This window comes from Dielma fastidiosa, from assembly GCF_003475485.1.
GTDB lineage: Bacteria > Bacillota_I > Bacilli_A > Erysipelotrichales > Erysipelotrichaceae > Dielma > Dielma fastidiosa.
The window spans coordinates 313,904-329,933 of sequence record NZ_QRQL01000004.1; the positions used below are offsets into that span (position 1 = coordinate 313,904).

The 16,030-nt window shown below is 39.1% G+C and carries 14 protein-coding genes and 3 rRNA genes; all 17 read left to right on the plus strand.

The window, feature by feature from the left end:
* Positions 1 to 35 precede the first annotated feature (35 nt).
* The 17 genes from DWZ33_RS11030 (at position 36) to rrf (ending at position 16,002) form a co-directional block, all read left to right on the plus strand.
* Positions 36 to 437 carry a hypothetical protein gene (locus DWZ33_RS11030; protein ID WP_118454841.1) on the plus strand — a complete coding sequence of 134 codons (402 nt, stop codon included), beginning with the start codon at positions 36 to 38 and terminating at the stop codon, positions 435 to 437.
* A 70-nt stretch (positions 438 to 507) separates the two neighbouring features.
* Complete coding sequence (locus DWZ33_RS11035; RefSeq protein WP_118454842.1) at positions 508 to 1,347, plus strand: hypothetical protein; 840 nt, start codon at positions 508 to 510, stop codon at positions 1,345 to 1,347.
* A gap of 617 nt (positions 1,348 to 1,964) precedes the next feature.
* Positions 1,965 to 2,648, plus strand: a complete 684-nt coding sequence (locus tag DWZ33_RS11045; protein WP_118454844.1) for a hypothetical protein — start codon at positions 1,965 to 1,967, stop codon at positions 2,646 to 2,648.
* Positions 2,641 to 3,276 carry an ABC transporter ATP-binding protein gene (locus DWZ33_RS11050; protein WP_118454845.1) on the plus strand — a complete coding sequence of 212 codons (636 nt, stop codon included), beginning with the start codon at positions 2,641 to 2,643 and terminating at the stop codon, positions 3,274 to 3,276. Before DWZ33_RS11045 ends, DWZ33_RS11050 begins: the two co-directional genes overlap by 8 nt.
* A 581-nt stretch (positions 3,277 to 3,857) precedes the next feature.
* Positions 3,858 to 4,106 carry a hypothetical protein gene (locus tag DWZ33_RS11055; RefSeq protein ID WP_118454846.1) on the plus strand — a complete coding sequence of 83 codons (249 nt, stop codon included), beginning with the start codon at positions 3,858 to 3,860 and terminating at the stop codon, positions 4,104 to 4,106.
* An 87-nt stretch (positions 4,107 to 4,193) separates the two neighbouring features.
* Positions 4,194 to 4,580, plus strand: coding sequence for a hypothetical protein (locus DWZ33_RS11060; protein WP_118454847.1), 387 nt, complete (start codon positions 4,194 to 4,196; stop codon positions 4,578 to 4,580).
* A gap of 79 nt (positions 4,581 to 4,659) precedes the next feature.
* Positions 4,660 to 5,586, plus strand: coding sequence for an aldo/keto reductase (locus DWZ33_RS11065; protein ID WP_118454848.1), 927 nt, complete (start codon positions 4,660 to 4,662; stop codon positions 5,584 to 5,586).
* A 602-nt stretch (positions 5,587 to 6,188) separates the two neighbouring features.
* Positions 6,189 to 6,635 (plus strand): hypothetical protein, encoded by a 447-nt coding sequence (locus tag DWZ33_RS11070; RefSeq protein WP_118454849.1) that lies wholly within the window; start codon positions 6,189 to 6,191, stop codon positions 6,633 to 6,635.
* 23 nt (positions 6,636 to 6,658) lie between these two features.
* Complete coding sequence (locus DWZ33_RS11075) at positions 6,659 to 6,856, plus strand: hypothetical protein (RefSeq protein ID WP_118454850.1); 198 nt, start codon at positions 6,659 to 6,661, stop codon at positions 6,854 to 6,856.
* Positions 6,857 to 6,937: 81 nt separating this feature from the next.
* Positions 6,938 to 7,891: a hypothetical protein gene (locus tag DWZ33_RS11080; RefSeq protein WP_147352887.1), complete on the plus strand. Its 954-nt coding sequence runs from the start codon at positions 6,938 to 6,940 to the stop codon at positions 7,889 to 7,891.
* Between the two features lie 24 nt (positions 7,892 to 7,915).
* Positions 7,916 to 8,353, plus strand: a complete 438-nt coding sequence (locus DWZ33_RS11085; protein WP_118454852.1) for a hypothetical protein — start codon at positions 7,916 to 7,918, stop codon at positions 8,351 to 8,353.
* 14 nt (positions 8,354 to 8,367) lie between these two features.
* Positions 8,368 to 9,147, plus strand: a complete 780-nt coding sequence (locus tag DWZ33_RS11090) for a hypothetical protein (protein WP_118454853.1) — start codon at positions 8,368 to 8,370, stop codon at positions 9,145 to 9,147.
* Positions 9,148 to 9,273: 126 nt separating this feature from the next.
* Complete coding sequence (locus DWZ33_RS11095) at positions 9,274 to 10,386, plus strand: hypothetical protein (RefSeq protein WP_118454854.1); 1,113 nt, start codon at positions 9,274 to 9,276, stop codon at positions 10,384 to 10,386.
* A gap of 45 nt (positions 10,387 to 10,431) precedes the next feature.
* The gene (locus DWZ33_RS11100; RefSeq protein WP_118454855.1) at positions 10,432 to 10,656 is read left to right on the plus strand and encodes a catalase-related domain-containing protein; all 225 of its coding nucleotides are present in this window, start codon (positions 10,432 to 10,434) and stop codon (positions 10,654 to 10,656) included.
* 476 nt (positions 10,657 to 11,132) lie between these two features.
* Positions 11,133 to 12,666, plus strand: a 16S ribosomal RNA gene (locus DWZ33_RS11105).
* A gap of 263 nt (positions 12,667 to 12,929) precedes the next feature.
* Positions 12,930 to 15,824 (plus strand): 23S ribosomal RNA (locus DWZ33_RS11110).
* A 64-nt stretch (positions 15,825 to 15,888) separates the two neighbouring features.
* Positions 15,889 to 16,002 (plus strand): 5S ribosomal RNA (gene rrf, locus DWZ33_RS11115).
* The 16S, 23S and 5S rRNA genes sit together here, the layout of an rRNA operon.
* The last annotated feature ends 28 nt before the right edge of the window (positions 16,003 to 16,030 follow it).

Genomic DNA, 16,030 nt, shown 5'->3' on the forward strand with positions numbered 1-16,030 from the left:
ATCTACTATTTAAATTAAAGTAGAAAGGAGAGAATATGAAAAAATTACTTACAAAAATTATGATTACAGGGTTTGCCTTTTTAGCTGTTAGTGGTATGCAAGTCAATGCTGCTAGACAATCAGGGTCAACTGCAACTTCAAATCTTTTCGAAGGAAGTGTTTCTTATAATTATGGAGTGCTTTCAAGCGGTGTGAAATGTGAAGAAGCTGGTGGATATTCCATTATTAACTGGGAAGAAGACGATAAAACTCCAAAAATATTTAAGCTTTGGTTTAAAGTTGCTGGAAATGGATCATCTCAGAGTATTTGTGTGAAACATCATGATAATTTCTCGTTTAGTTCTGGTACAGTAACAGGAAAATACTACACATTATCAGGTGCAAGAGAATATCCTATTGATCCTAGTACTTTTGTAAAAGGTAGTTGGCAGGTATAAAATTATTTTACTCGCATTACAGGAGGTTAACCCCTCCTGTATGCTTTATTAAAACAAAGGGAGATTGAATATGAAGTTACTTACTAAGAAAAGGTGTTTTAATAAAATAACAGTTATAACTGCCATCAGTATGTTTTTGGTAATGTTTCTTTACTACGGCACTACATTCGGATACTTCCAAAATTTATTTTTCTTTGTTCCTACTGAAGGATGGCCGGATAAATGGGAATACATGAATTCTGAGTTTAACTATGATTATATGATGATTTGGGGAGCATTGCCGATGCAGTTCTTATTACCAATTTTTTCATCACTTCCGGTATTACAATTTATAGATGAGAAACGCGGCTTTTTCGATCAACTTGCTATAAGATATAAATCATCTTTTAAATTCTATATCAAAACCATACTTAAATATGCTTTAATTGCGGCAGCTACTTGTTTTGCAGGGTATATAATTTATTACGTTGTGGGCGTTGTGTTTTTTAGAATTTCAAGTAAAGTCGACGTTGAGATTTCTGGTTATCGAGAAATGTTTAGAGATATTTTGGGGAATGGGCTATATCGAGACCATCGGTATTTGTTTTATTTTATGGAAGGTATACCTAAATATATACTAGTACCTTTTGTATATGGACTATTCAGTTTAGGAATTTCATTATGGACCAATAAAAAATTTATGGTGATTTTTATACCAACACTTTATTATTTAGGTTTTAGCGCTCTTATGATGCTGCTACCTATAGGTAATCTAAAGTATTACTTAGCACCAAGCTTTATTATGGCGGCGTCATCATTTAATGATTTGAATACGTTAATGCTTCCTCTGGCTTTAATCATACCATTTATTATTTCAATGATATTAATACTAGCGAGACTGTGTTATGGGAAAGAAAAAAGTCTTACTTAGGATACCACTCACAAATTGGTGCCTGATTATAGGCGGCTCATTCGTTTTAAATTTTGCCCTTTGTTATTATTATTCATTGTATTATACAGAGAATTTATTTCTGACTTTGTGGATGAATTTTGTGATTCAGCCATTCTATTTTGCTTTATTGTTTTCTACATATGAATTTAATAAAACAGAGATTGTGAGATATAAAAATTTCACGCATTACTTCAAAAAACGATTTGTTGAACAATTGGGTCTGACGGTGATTTACTTAGCATACTTGTTTATCACAATGTACTTCTTACATGAAATCTTGTCAGTAAAATTAGACTTTGATATGCTGCTGTATTATTTATATTGGTGTGGTATGTTGTTTGTTTTGTTTAATTGTTTCTATATTTACAGCACTTATATCGGTAAGCGAACGATTTATGAAATAACACTGATTATTCTATTCATTCTGCAAACGTTGTTTGCCATGTACTCAGATACTTTACGGCCGTATCTTTTTATGGCTTATCCCTTATATATGAGAGAACTTAATGACTTCCAAATGACATCGGTACTTATTTTAGTATATTTATTGGTTTATTGGTGTTCTTCCCTTAGATTCAAGGAAATGGGCGATTGATATGTGGAAAAAATATCTGTTGTTATTCATGCTGCCTGCGATTTCCTTTGGTTATATTGGCATGCAGTTTAAAAATCTTCCTTATGTGGACAGCTTAAAACTATTCTTCCTCTTTCCCAAGGTGTTGCAGGAGTATCATTACAGTACAATCAATGTTGTTTTGATTGCATGTTTGTTGTTGGTAATTATTCTTTCAGTGATTTTGTTCCTAGAACAATTCAGCTTAGTATTTAATGAGCTGGGATCGCTTCATATGATTCGTTATGGATCAATGAAAAGCTTTATGCTTCATATACAAAAATCAACAATAAGAAGCAGCATTCAAATTGCCATTGATTTATATGTCAGTATCTTATTTTGGACTTGGTGTTTTATCGGCAGCTTTCCTTCAGCTAGTGATGCTGTCTTGCTGCTGCTGATCATAGTCCGTCTCGTATATTTCTTATTGGTGTTTGTGGAATTGATCGTCATCATACAATATAAATGTAAAGTTAATTTTATTTCTTATTATTTGTTAATAGGTCTATCAACGATTGCGCTGATTGAGTGTATGGGTGATTTTAATTTAATCATACATTTTCCACAGTCGATGATTGGAAACGGTATTCAAATTGGTAACTTAATCGTTGTTTTGGTGATAAGCAGCATCATTACATTAAAATTCAGAGGTGAACAAAATGATTAATCTTCGTAATATTGAAAAGAAGTATAAGGATAATCTCATATTTGACAATATCAATTTTGACTTCAAGGAAAACACCAGTTATGCAATAACCGGTATCAATGGCTGCGGCAAAAGTGTGCTGTTGAAGATAATCTGCGGGTTTAGTTTACCTGATCAGGGGACTGTACATATTAATGGTGAAAAGCTGGGGGTAAAATATGATTTTATACCCAATGCGGGTGTATCGATCAATGCTCCTGAATTTGTCAAAACAATGACAGGTTATGAAAATTTAAAAGCATTGGCCGAAATAAAGAATATATGTACCGATGAAGATATACATAATTTATGCCGACAGCTTGGGATTGATCAAGCTTTGAATAAGAAATATAAAACCTATTCTTTAGGCATGAAGCAGAAACTAAGACTTGCGCAGGCTTTAATGGAAAATCCGGATATCCTTATTTTGGATGAGCCATTTAATGCATTAGATGAAAATTCGGTAAAAGTTGTTAAGGATATATTAAATAAATTCATCAGACAGCCAGATAAAATTTTAATATTTACTAGTCACCATATTGATGATGTGGAAGATTTGGCAGATGTTATCTTGTTAATTAAAGATCAGAAGCTCTATATTTGTGAATAGGAATAATAGAAAATACTCGTTGATTAAAGTTGAAAAATAGCCTAAGAAGGCTTTTTTTGTTATAGAGAAAGTTGTGTTTGAACGCCGATTATCAGTGGGTGATGCTGATAATAGAACGCAACCTATTCACATCAATCCGTTTAATGTAATAGCAAGATAGACATAAGTAAGAATAATAGGTATAATACAAATAAAGAATAAGAATCACAGTGAATAGAAATTATCGCATGAATTTTTAGTTGTTAAGATTGCTATACTGCTGATTAAGCGTGGAAAAACAACATAAAACGCTTAATATTGTAAAGCTGAAATGTATAAAGCTTTATTAATAGGTATTATTTGAAGTTTTATTCTTTACATTACCACTTTGTTTAGTGCTGATTATTGTTGATATAACAATATTATATAAGAGATGAGAAATTTGAAATTGTATCTTATGATACCATGATTGAAGAATTATCTAAAATAGATGATGAAAGTATAGAAAGCTTAAAAGTATCTTTTGAAAGTAAAGAAACTGACTATCTTAAATATATTAAGATAGAAAAGTGGATTGAAATAGAGAAATCTAAAAATGAAATATGAATGATTGGTATGATGAAACTAAGCAAAACTATTTAAATAGAACTTTGTTGATTGAGGTTCATAGTAATGATATAGTTGTTATTTTAGATGGATCATTCTGTGAAGATGGTGCTGCATTTCATACCAAAGGTGAACCGACAATAATTCCAGAATTTTCAATTGTAGAGTATTCGTTTGATGAAAGTAAATTGAATGATGGTAAGCAGGAATATTATACGGGTGCGGCTGTTTCAATATATCGGTAATAGAATTGATTGAATTAAAATGATCTAAAGTGCTACATTTCAATTAATCGAAGAGCGTAATATATTTAAATAAGGGAGGTTTTGGTGATGAGTAGAAAACAGCTTCATCTTCTTGAGATTATTTTTTTCACATTACCGATTTACTTAGTGTTATTTAGAGGAATACTAAAATTAAATAGTGGCACTGGATTGGTTGTATGTGTTGTTATACTGGTGGCAGCTTGTATATTAGCTGAATATTTATTTTTTAAATTAAATAAGAATTTTACTAAAGTAACAGGTACAAAATCTAATCTCTTGCCAGAACTATTATCTTGTGGATTTATATTTTGTCTCTTGCTGCTCATTAAAAATTCAGAACTGAATAGTTCAGCTGAAATATTTAAAACCATTCTTGTATTGCTTGTTTTCTATGGATTAGGCATATTCGCGTTTAGAAAATTAGAGACAATTTTAAATCAAAGTGAAAAATGAGTATTTCAATTAGATTTCATAATAAATCATCTTTCTCAATCAATTCGTGATACAATAAATTCAGCGAGGTAAATAACTTATGAAATATTTAAAACTTAATAATGATTTAGAAGTATCACAACTAGTTTTCGGATGTATGCGTATCTCTGAAATGAGTGTGAGTGAACTTGATGAATTGATACAATGTGCATTAGAAGAAGGCATAAATTTCTTTGATCATGCAGATATTTACGGCGGCGGCAAGTCTGAAGTGCTGTTTGGTGAAGTATTAAAGCTGCACCCAGAATACAGAGAAAAAATGATTATTCAAAGTAAATGCGCTATTCGTAAAGGTAAAGTTGGTTATTATGATTTCAGTAAGGAACATATTATTCATTCAGTAAATCAAAGCATTGAAAGATTGCAATGCGGATATCTGGATGTGCTGCTGCTGCATCGCCCTGATACTTTGATGGAATTTGATGAAGTGGCAGAGGCTTTCAACGAGCTTCAGCAAAGTGGTAAAGTAAAATACTTTGGTGTTTCTAATATGAATAGTATGCAGATTCAGATGCTGCAGAAGCATTTAGATCAAAAACTGATGTTTAATCAGCTGCAATTCAGTCCAATTCATTGTGGAATGGTTACCAACGGTATATTTGCTAACATGAAAGAGGAGCAGTCTCTTGATCATGATGGCAGTATCCTTGAGTATTGCCGGATGGAAGATATTACGATTCAGGCATGGTCGATCATGCAGGCATCTTGGGCAGAAGGAACATTCTTGGATAACCCTAATTATGCCGCATTTAATGATTGTCTTCAGGAATATGCTGATCAATTCAACGTCAGCAAATCAGCAATCGTAATTGCTTGGATCTTACGTCATCCGGCCAATATGCAGCCCATATTTGGCACAACTAAAACAAAGCACCTTAAAGAAATGGCAGCTGGCTGTTCAATCGAATTAAGCCGAGAAGATTGGTATCACATTTATACTAAAGCTATTGGAAGAATGCTGCCATAGTTAGATTAAGGATATATTAAGTTAAATTACAGCTTATGATAGCAAACATGTGAGTGGCTTTCATAAGCTGTTTTGTTTGGGAGATGCCTTATACTTTAGAACTAGCCTTCTAAGGCAGTTATATAGGAATTTTTTTAAGCAAAGAATTCATCTTCGTTTCTATTGAAGTCTTCACCACTTAAAACATGAATGACGGAAATATTTTGCAGGGCAACAGTTCAGAGCTGCTTTTGTTTTGACTAGAAAAGTATAAATGCAGATTAAAATTAGCATTGATCAATAGATATGGAATATTAAAAGTTTTATTTAGATTAATAACAATTGGTGATTATGCTTTTTCTTACAGTTTTTTTACATAACATCCTTACAGCCCTTTTAGTAGAATATTTTACTTTATTACTGTATAATAAAATTATCTAAAGAAATGTGGGTACTAACTCAAAGGGAGGAATAATTATGTTTAACGGACGTATTGGCATGGGAGAATTAATACTATTACTTATCTGCGTAGTTGCGCTTAGAGCAGCTTATGAAATCATTCGATTTTTGAGAAAAAAGTCAAAATAGAAGTCTGATCAGACTCATTTTTAAAGAGGAGAATCATGAAAATAAAACTAGTCGGTGCATTGAATGATGCGTTTATACTTTTTGGTGTTCTTACTTTAATAAATATAGTTTTAGGTCAATTGGGTATCTATGGCTATCCAGTTTTTGACATGGAACTAAGTTTTTTAAGCTCGTTATTTCCTGAATATAGGGAACTTATCTCCAGATATTCAATCATTATAATATATGTGCTTTGCTGTATCTTCTATCTGGTTATGTTTAAACCGATGAAGAAATATAGTGAAATGAGTTTGCTGCTGCCCAAGGCTGTGATATACATTATCAGTTTAATAGCCGTGGTTATGCTGATTGTTACTGCCTTCCTTATTTATAAGTTTCAATTTATTCAGACTGGAAATAGTATCGCGTTGTTTATTTGCATTGAAATGACAAACATGGGAATAACACTGCTCGGTATAAATTTAAAAAGATACCAAGGTTAATAAAATTGAAAGGGGGCATCAAGATGAAAATAGGTAAATCATTATTATGTTTCCTGTGTTTTCTAATGCTTACCTCATGTGCAAAAGAAAAGCTTGAAAATTTGCCGCCAGCTAAGGTGGAGCCAATATCAGTTAAAACTGAACTGCCTGTGTATACAGCTAAAAAACTGTTGGATACCGAAATGCTGAATATGGGCGAGCATGATTATTTGATGGCATAGTATGTTGAAAATAATGAATTGTATTACAGTGCTGTTCATTTAGACAATGAGAATGCGGTTAATTTCTTATGCAGATATGATTTGACTGATCATACAGTTGAAGTATTAAAGCAATTGGAAGGAAATTATGTTATCAATTCATTTGTTTATACAGAGGATGCGCTTATTTACAGTAAAATTGAGCCAGTTTCGGAAATTGATAATTACAATCGTTTCACTGTTATGATGGAAACAGAAGAAGGCAGCCGTGAAATTGATCATGGCTTGACGACTGATTATATTTCATATAATGCAAAGATGCATTCTCCGCAGCTGATTAAAGCAGGTGAGAAAGTATTCTATGCTACTGAGGATTATACGAAAGATTATGAAAATGATAGTGCATATAATGCCCGTTTCGTTATGCTTGACGGCGATAAAAGAGTAGATTTAATCTCTGAAAATGCAGATACAGAGGATTTCATGGGCGTATATAATGCTTATGAAAAAATCTTTAGCTATGGCAGTAAGCTGGCGGTAATCATCAAGCAGACCCCGGATATGCAGCTGGTTACTTATGAGGATGACAACAAGAAATCTGAAAAATATATATACTCTGACGATCGTCAGGCTATTTATATTTATGACGTTACTACGTCTGAGTTAAAACAATTTCAAAGTGATAAGGAAGTGGAATTCAGCTGTTTTGTTGATGAAAATACGCTTTATGCCATCGATACAAGCATCAAAATAGTTGATAATATGCTGCTTGATACCGAAACCGGTGAATTTAAACAAATAAAAAACGATGATTATTTTTATGGATATAATACTGTTGATTCATGGACTGAGGGTAAAATGCTTGCCCATTCAGATCAGTCCGATGTTACGAAAAGCACTCCTGCTTCATATGCAATGCTGGCTGTCAATGATGGGCTGCTTATGAGCGCAAAGATAGAATTTGATGAATTACCTGAAACTAGAAGCAGGATTATCAAAGTGAATGATGATGAAATACTGGTTAATACCGCTGATTGTTTCTGGATCATAAAGTAAGTGAATTGCAGGGGGAGATAGGGAATGAAAACGATCTTAAGAAAGGAAGCCGATGTTTTTGTAATCATTTTAATTGGTGCTGTTTTAACATTCTTCAGGAGTGCTGCGGTCAATGATTTTATGACTGCTCAAAGCTATGACGCTGTTGCTAAGGCGCAGGCGGGAATAAGCCAGCTTCAGGTTTATATCAATGGCTTTTCCATTGCCTATCTGTTATATGAATCAATCTGGTGCAAGAAACTATATACGAAGCAGATAACATGGCGTGACTTTATCGTTAAACACATGAAAATTATTTTGGGAGAATTGCTTTTGTGTGTGATGGTTGGCATGGCTTTGAATCAATGGACATCAATTTTAGATCTTGTCATTTTTCAGATGGCAGTCTTTGGTTTCGCATGTGCCGCTGCTTATATTGTGCAAAAATATTACGCAATGTGCGAGCTAATTAAGCATAAGTAAGAGGGGGAGAAAATATGCAAAAATTATTATTATGTTTATCGGCACTGCTGCTTTTTGCTGGCTGTTCGAGTCAGCCTAAGGAAGCAAAACCGGATATTAAGGAAAATGATACGCCAAAGGAAAATGAACCGGCTGAGAAAATCGCTAAGGTTTATGAAAGCCGGCCGTATGTCTTCACTGTTACTACGTTACAATCGGAAATGTGCGGAACAGAGTTGGAAAACGAAACATTTAAGCAATTATGTCAAAATGGTTGCGCGCTTGTGGACATACCTTATATTAATATAGATACTCAGGAAATAAGTGACTTAAACCAGAGGATGGAAGCGGAATTGAGTATTGAAATTCAATTAAGTACACTCAATGATCTTGCTGGTGATCGTGAACCGGCAATATTTGTTTCGCGCTCACTATATCGGGAAAACAGCGATTTCCTTTCTGTAATTGTGCTTTCCGCATATTATAAAGAGAATGGGGAAATTGAAAAAAAGTTCAATACCTTTAATATTGATCTGTACAGCGGTAAGCTGCTTGATGATCAAGAAGTGCTGGATTTATATATGCTTGATGAAAAGAGTATCGAGACGAGCCTGTTTAATCAGCTGCAAGCTAAAGGGTTAGGTGTCTGCGATGATAAGCAGGAAAACTGTTATGCAGAGGATCTGTCAGCGGCTGATTTAGTCTATTATATTGATGAAAATAAGAATCTTTGTTTTTATAGCGAGAAGATTTTTGAAAATGTCGGATTTGGTTATCCGCATATGTATCCTTATATATTTTATCAATATCAGTAATCTAGGCTTTCTATATACAACTGAAACATGAATCAGAGTGACACATGAAATGATGATGCTAACTTTCCGTTTCAACTTCTTAAATCTGTGGTAAAATATAAGATAATGATTAAAGAAGGAGTTCTTATGAGAGGAATTTGTGTAGTATTGCTGGCATTTCTGCTTAGTGCTTGTACTGCGGCTGAGCCGGAATGGAAATTAGAAGTGGAAGCACCTAAGAATGCATTGGTAAACCCGATTCCGGGTGTTGAAGATAATTTAGAATACAGTTATTTTTCTGCAGGGTATACGTTGTATGATGAGCCTGGCATGAGTGATGATCGCCTGCTGAGTCAAGCTGATATTGAAAGAGCCTTAAACAGCAAATTTAATCTTAATAACTTCAATTCACTGACAAGTTTGCCAGTATATCATAAGACTGCGCTGAATGAAGATCAGATGCGGATAAAAGCCGATTTAATGGCAGCCGCTTTAAATGTGGAAATAATCAGTTATGACTATTATGAACCGCTTGATTACCATGCAGAAGATTTTATAATTGCTCATGAAACTGAATTAATGAGTACCCAAAGTGAATTGCTGGCTGTTTTCAAAGAGGGAAATCTTTTGATTAAACAAAACGGCAGCATTGCAGTGGAATTAAATGTACCTTATGATGAAGGCTTTGTGTATGAGTATAGTGAGCAGGGGATCAAGGCGGCAGCTGAGTTTTTCTATAATCAATATCTAAACGTTCTTGTGAATTTTGAAAAACCAATCATCCAGGTTGATACGAAAACCCGACTTTTTGATGGCAAGCTTCAAAATGTATATCATGGCTATATATATAATGAAAGAATGTCTTCTATGACTGATCAGTTACTTGCGCAGGCTTTCCAGCGTATCGATGTTGAATTTGATGAGAAAGGATTGACAGGCTTTACGATCAGTTGTCTGAATGGTGAATATGTCGGCAATGGTTTGCTGCTTGATCCATATGAAGCTGTTGTGCAGCTTCAGGTTATAGATCCTGAATTAAATTTGCCAATGGATATCAGAGCCGTTGAATTAACCTATGCTTATCAGGATTATCAGTATGATGCGATACCAATCTATCATATATATGGGTATGATATGCATGGTCAGGGAGTTAAAGCTGATGTGCCGGCAATCCTAATTGATTCTGAATTAGTTTATGAAGCACCAAGAATTTATACGGAACTGCATCTGCCGCTGCATTACAATTGTATTTATTACTAAAAAGATGAAATCATGCTGTTTCATCTTTTTTAATTATATCGGTTAATGAGTGAAGAAAAGCGCCGGATACTGATTGATAATACGGCCCGTAATATTGAACCGGTTACTAAGAATATTAAGTATCGTCATGCGGCGCATTGCTACTTAGCGGATCAAGAATACGGCATGAGGTTTAGTGAGGCCGCAAATTTGGATTTTGAGAAAGTGAAGACATTAGCGCAATTAACCAATAATGAATTGAATCAGGCAACTATGAATCCTGATATGTAATAATTAAGGGCAGTGCTTCAATATTGAGGGCTGCCTTTTCTTATCAGCTGCTTTTGTCAAGCAAATGATTGTGTAAGCGATCCTTGAAAGGGCACAGATCATGTAAAATCAAAGGAGCATTTAAGCATAAGATGATGAAATCAGGACATGAACCGCTTACAATTTTATGATTAAATATTCACATGAAAAAGGCATGAATAATAAGCAAAAAAGTTTTAAAAAAAGTAAAAAATAATGTTGACATGGGGGGATGGTTTTGGTATTATATACAGGCACTCAGGAAGCGGGTCACACAAGAAAAAAGTTCTTAAAAAAAGTGTTGACAGAAAAGTTGCTGGGTGGTAAGATAGATAAGCACTCACGAGTGCAAAGCAGCTCGATCTTTGAAAACTGAACAGGAAACGTCAAAGAAATTTGAAGTAATTCACGGAAGAAATACAGAACACGCGCAAGCGGTTCAAACATAAAGAGTCAATCAAATGGAGAGTTTGATCCTGGCTCAGGATGAACGCTGGCGGCATGCCTAATACATGCAAGTCGAACGAAGTGAAGATAGCTTGCTATTGGAACTTAGTGGCGAACGGGTGAGTAACACGTAGATAACCTGCCTGTATGACTGGGATAACAGTTGGAAACGACTGCTAATACCGGATAGGCAGAGAGGAGGCATCTCTTCTCTGTTAAAGTTGGGACACAACGCAAACAGATGGATCTGCGGTGCATTAGCTAGTTGGTGAGGTAACGGCCCACCAAGGCGATGATGCATAGCCGGCCTGAGAGGGCGAACGGCCACATTGGGACTGAGACACGGCCCAAACTCCTACGGGAGGCAGCAGTAGGGAATTTTCGGCAATGGGGGAAACCCTGACCGAGCAATGCCGCGTGAGTGAAGACGGCCTTCGGGTTGTAAAGCTCTGTTGTAAGGGAAGAACGGCATAGAGAGGGAATGCTCTATGAGTGACGGTACCTTACCAGAAAGCCACGGCTAACTACGTGCCAGCAGCCGCGGTAATACGTAGGTGGCAAGCGTTATCCGGAATTATTGGGCGTAAAGGGTGCGTAGGCGGCGAGATAAGTCTGAGGTAAAAGCCCGTGGCTCAACCACGGTAAGCCTTGGAAACTGTCTGGCTGGAGTGCAGGAGAGGACAATGGAATTCCATGTGTAGCGGTAAAATGCGTAGATATATGGAGGAACACCAGTGGCGAAGGCGGTTGTCTGGCCTGTAACTGACGCTGAAGCACGAAAGCGTGGGGAGCAAATAGGATTAGATACCCTAGTAGTCCACGCCGTAAACGATGAGAACTAAGTGTTGGGGAAACTCAGTGCTGCAGTTAACGCAATAAGTTCTCCGCCTGGGGAGTATGCACGCAAGTGTGAAACTCAAAGGAATTGACGGGGGCCCGCACAAGCGGTGGAGTATGTGGTTTAATTCGACGCAACGCGAAGAACCTTACCAGGCCTTGACATGGTATCAAAGGCCCTAGAGATAGGGAGATAGTAATGGTACACACAGGTGGTGCATGGTTGTCGTCAGCTCGTGTCGTGAGATGTTGGGTTAAGTCCCGCAACGAGCGCAACCCTTGTTTCTAGTTACCAACAGTAAGATGGGGACTCTAGAGAGACTGCCGGTGACAAACCGGAGGAAGGTGGGGATGACGTCAAATCATCATGCCCCTTATGGCCTGGGCTACACACGTACTACAATGGCGTCTACAAAGAGCAGCGAGCAGGTGACTGTAAGCGAATCTCATAAAGGACGTCTCAGTTCGGATTGAAGTCTGCAACTCGACTTCATGAAGTCGGAATCGCTAGTAATCGCGGATCAGCATGCCGCGGTGAATACGTTCTCGGGCCTTGTACACACCGCCCGTCAAACCATGGGAGTTGATAATACCCGAAGCCGGTGGCCTAACCAGTAATGGAGGGAGCCGTCGAAGGTAGGATCGATGACTGGGGTTAAGTCGTAACAAGGTATCCCTACGGGAACGTGGGGATGGATCACCTCCTTTCTAAGGAGAAAGAAGTAGAAAAGATATTTCCTGTTCAGTTTTGGAAGGTGCGAGAAGCACAGTCCAGAAGCAGTTCGTTCTTTGAAAACCAAATAACAGAAGACATAAGAGATAAAAACATGATCTTTCTGAATAGAAAAGCAAAAGATAAATCGAGAAAAAATGTTAAACAAACAGTAACTCAGAAAAAGATAGATCCAAGCAATTGGACGCGAAAAACACAACGATGAGAGAACATCTAAAAAAAACGCAATACTTAAAGTGATTAAGTAGAGAAGGGCGTACGGTGAATGCCTAGCCACATACAGCTGAAGAAGGACGCATCAAACGGCGAAACGCCACGGGGAGCGGTAAGAACGCAACGATCCGTGGGTATCCGAATGGAGAAATCCGATAACGGTAATGCGTTATCATCCATGAGTGAATCAATAGCTCATGAGAGAGAAACCCAGGGAATTGAAACATCTTAGTACCTGGAGGAAAAGAAAACAAAAGTGATTCCGTCAGTAGCGGCGAGCGAACGCGGAAGAGGCCAAACCAGAACTTGTTCTGGGGTTGTAGGACCTCGAGATGAGACTTTGACGATTAGGAGAACGGCATTGAAAGGCCGGCCGAAGAAGGTGCAAGCCCTGTAAACGAAAATCGAAGAAGCTCTAGAGGGATCCTGAGTACGGCGGGGCACGTGAAACCCTGTCGGAATCCGCCGGGACCATCCGGCAAGCCTAAATACGAGTATGTGAGCGATAGTGAACCAGTACCGTGAGGGAAAGGTGAAAAGAACCCCGGGAGGGGAGTGAAATAGAACCTGAAACCGTATGCCTACAAGAAGTCAGAGCCCGTTAAAGGGTGATGGCGTGCCTTTTGTAGAATGAACCGGCGAGTTACCATATCGTGCGAGGTTAAGTAGAAGATACGGAGCCGAAGCGAAAGCGAGTCTGAAAAGGGCGAGAGTACGATGCGGTAGACCCGAAACCAGGTGATCTAGCCATGATCAGGTTGAAGTCAAGGTGATACTTGATGGAGGACCGAACCGACCCCCGTTGAAAAGTTGGCGGATGAATTGTGGCTAGGGGAGAAATTCCAATCGAACCTGGATATAGCTGGTTCTCCCCGAAATAGCTTTAGGGCTAGCGTCGGAGGAAGCCATGTGGAGGTAGAGCACTGAATGCATGATGGCCCCATCCAGGGGTACTGAATGCAATCAAACTCCGAATGCCATGTGGTACTATCCGGCAGTCAGACTGTGGGTGATAAGGTCCATGGTCAAAAGGGAAACAGCCCAGACCGCCAGTTAAGGTCCCAAAATGTATGCTAAGTGGAAAAGGATGTGGAGATGCACAGACAACTAGGAGGTTGGCTCAGAAGCAGCCATCCTTCAAAGAGTGCGTAACAGCTCACTAGTCGAGTGACTCTGCGCCGAAAATGTACCGGGGCTAAGCATACTACCGAAGCTGCGGATTTACGATTAAACGTAAGTGGTAGGGGAGCGTTCCATGAACGTAGAAGCCGTATCGGAAGAAGCGGTGGAGAGCATGGAAGTGAGAATGCCGGTGTGAGTAGCGAGATGCAGGTGAGAATCCTGCACACCGATAGCCCAAGGATTCCAGGGGAAGGTTCGTCCGCCCTGGGTAAGTCGGGACCTAAGGCGAGGCCGAAAGGCGTAGTCGATGGAAAACAGGCAGATATTCCTGTACCCGCGTGAGAATGAAGGAGTGACGGAGAAGGTTAGTGGATCCACTTAATGGATTGTGGTCCAAGCGCAGGAGCAGATACGCAGGCAAATCCGCGTATCAATGCAAAGGCGTGAAGGGGAGTGAAAGCTTCGGCGAGTAGCGAAGTTCATGATACCAGCTTCCAAGAAAAGCTTCTAGTGCTAATCTCATCGCGGCCCGTACCAAAACCGACACAGGTGGGCAAGGCGAGAAGCCTGAGGTGAGCGAGAGAACTGTTGCCAAGGAACTCGGCAAAATGACCCCGTACGTTCGCAAGAAGGGGTGCTCGAAAGAGCCGCAGTGAAGAGGCCCAAGCGACTGTTTAACTAAAACACAGCTCTCTGCAAAGTCGCAAGACGAAGTATAGGGGGTGACTCCTGCCCGGTGCTGGAAGGTTAAGAGGATGTGTCATTCCGAAAGGGAGAAGCATTGAATTGAAGCCCCAGTGAACGGCGGCCGTAACTATAACGGTCCTAAGGTAGCGAAATTCCTTGTCAGGTAAGTTCTGACCCGCACGAAAGGAGTAACGATTTGGGCGCTGTCTCGGCAGCAGACTCGGTGAAATCTTAGTCCCGGTGAAGATGCCGGGTACCCGCAACTAGACGGAAAGACCCCATGGAGCTTTACTGTAGCCTGATATTGAATTTTGATCAAACATGTACAGGATAGGTGGGAGACAAAGAGACCTGCACGCCAGTGTAGGAGGAGTCGACGTTGGGATACCACCCTTGTTTGATTGAAGTTCTAACCTGCTTCCGTGATCCGGAAGAGGGAGAGTGTCAGGTGGGCAGTTTGACTGGGGCGGTCGCCTCCTAAAGAGTAACGGAGGCGCCCAAAGGTACCCTCAGATTGGTTGGAAATCAATCGACGAGTGCAAATGCAGAAGGGTGCTTGACTGCGAGACCAACAAGTCGAGCAGGGACGAAAGTCGGGATTAGTGATCCGGCGGTGCCGAATGGAAGGGCCGTCGCTCAACGGATAAAAGCTACCCTGGGGATAACAGGCTGATCTCGCCCAAGAGTTCACATCGACGGCGAGGTTTGGCACCTCGATGTCGGCTCATCGCATCCTGGAGCTGAATTCGGTTCCAAGGGTTGGGCTGTCCGCCCATTAAAGCGGTACGCGAGCTGGGTTCAGAACGTCGTGAGACAGTTCGGTCCCTATCTGTTGTGGGCGTAGGAAATTTGAGGAGATCTGTCCTTAGTACGAGAGGACCGGGATGGACCTACCGCTGGTGCACCAGTTGTATCGCCAGATGCATAGCTGGGTAGCTAAGTAGGGAACGGATAAGCGCTGAAGGCATCTAAGCACGAAACCGACTCCAAGATGAGATTTCCCATACGCAAGTAGTAAGACCCCTTGAAGACGACAAGGTAGATAGGTCAGAGATGGAAGTGTAGAAATACATGGAGTTGACTGATACTAATGGTACGAGGACTTAATCACACAACTAGGAAGAAAGAGAATGGAAGTCAACTGTTATTTGGTTTTGAGGGAATGACCTCAGAGATCTGGTGGCGATGGCAAAGTGGACACACCTGTACCCATCCCGAACACAGAAGTTAAGCACTTTAACGGTGACAATAGCTGGACTTGCTCCCGTGAAGATAACTAGCTGCCAGGTGATCGACCCTTCATTGGGTCTTTTTTTT

What these genes read in the sequence shown, in the direction of transcription:
- DWZ33_RS11030 (WP_118454841.1), top strand. Translation starts at nt 36, where the DNA reads ATGAAAAAATTACTTACAAAAATTATGATTACAGGGTTTGCCTTTTTA.
- DWZ33_RS11035 (WP_118454842.1), top strand. Translation starts at nt 508, where the DNA reads ATGAAGTTACTTACTAAGAAAAGGTGTTTTAATAAAATAACAGTTATA.
- DWZ33_RS11045 (WP_118454844.1), top strand. Translation starts at nt 1,965, where the DNA reads ATGTGGAAAAAATATCTGTTGTTATTCATGCTGCCTGCGATTTCCTTT.
- DWZ33_RS11050 (WP_118454845.1), top strand. Translation starts at nt 2,641, where the DNA reads ATGATTAATCTTCGTAATATTGAAAAGAAGTATAAGGATAATCTCATA.
- DWZ33_RS11055 (WP_118454846.1), top strand. Translation starts at nt 3,858, where the DNA reads ATGAATGATTGGTATGATGAAACTAAGCAAAACTATTTAAATAGAACT.
- DWZ33_RS11060 (WP_118454847.1), top strand. Translation starts at nt 4,194, where the DNA reads ATGAGTAGAAAACAGCTTCATCTTCTTGAGATTATTTTTTTCACATTA.
- DWZ33_RS11065 (WP_118454848.1), top strand. Translation starts at nt 4,660, where the DNA reads ATGAAATATTTAAAACTTAATAATGATTTAGAAGTATCACAACTAGTT.
- DWZ33_RS11070 (WP_118454849.1), top strand. Translation starts at nt 6,189, where the DNA reads ATGAAAATAAAACTAGTCGGTGCATTGAATGATGCGTTTATACTTTTT.
- DWZ33_RS11075 (WP_118454850.1), top strand. Translation starts at nt 6,659, where the DNA reads ATGAAAATAGGTAAATCATTATTATGTTTCCTGTGTTTTCTAATGCTT.
- DWZ33_RS11085 (WP_118454852.1), top strand. Translation starts at nt 7,916, where the DNA reads ATGAAAACGATCTTAAGAAAGGAAGCCGATGTTTTTGTAATCATTTTA.
- DWZ33_RS11090 (WP_118454853.1), top strand. Translation starts at nt 8,368, where the DNA reads ATGCAAAAATTATTATTATGTTTATCGGCACTGCTGCTTTTTGCTGGC.
- DWZ33_RS11095 (WP_118454854.1), top strand. Translation starts at nt 9,274, where the DNA reads ATGAGAGGAATTTGTGTAGTATTGCTGGCATTTCTGCTTAGTGCTTGT.
- DWZ33_RS11100 (WP_118454855.1), top strand. Translation starts at nt 10,432, where the DNA reads ATGAGTGAAGAAAAGCGCCGGATACTGATTGATAATACGGCCCGTAAT.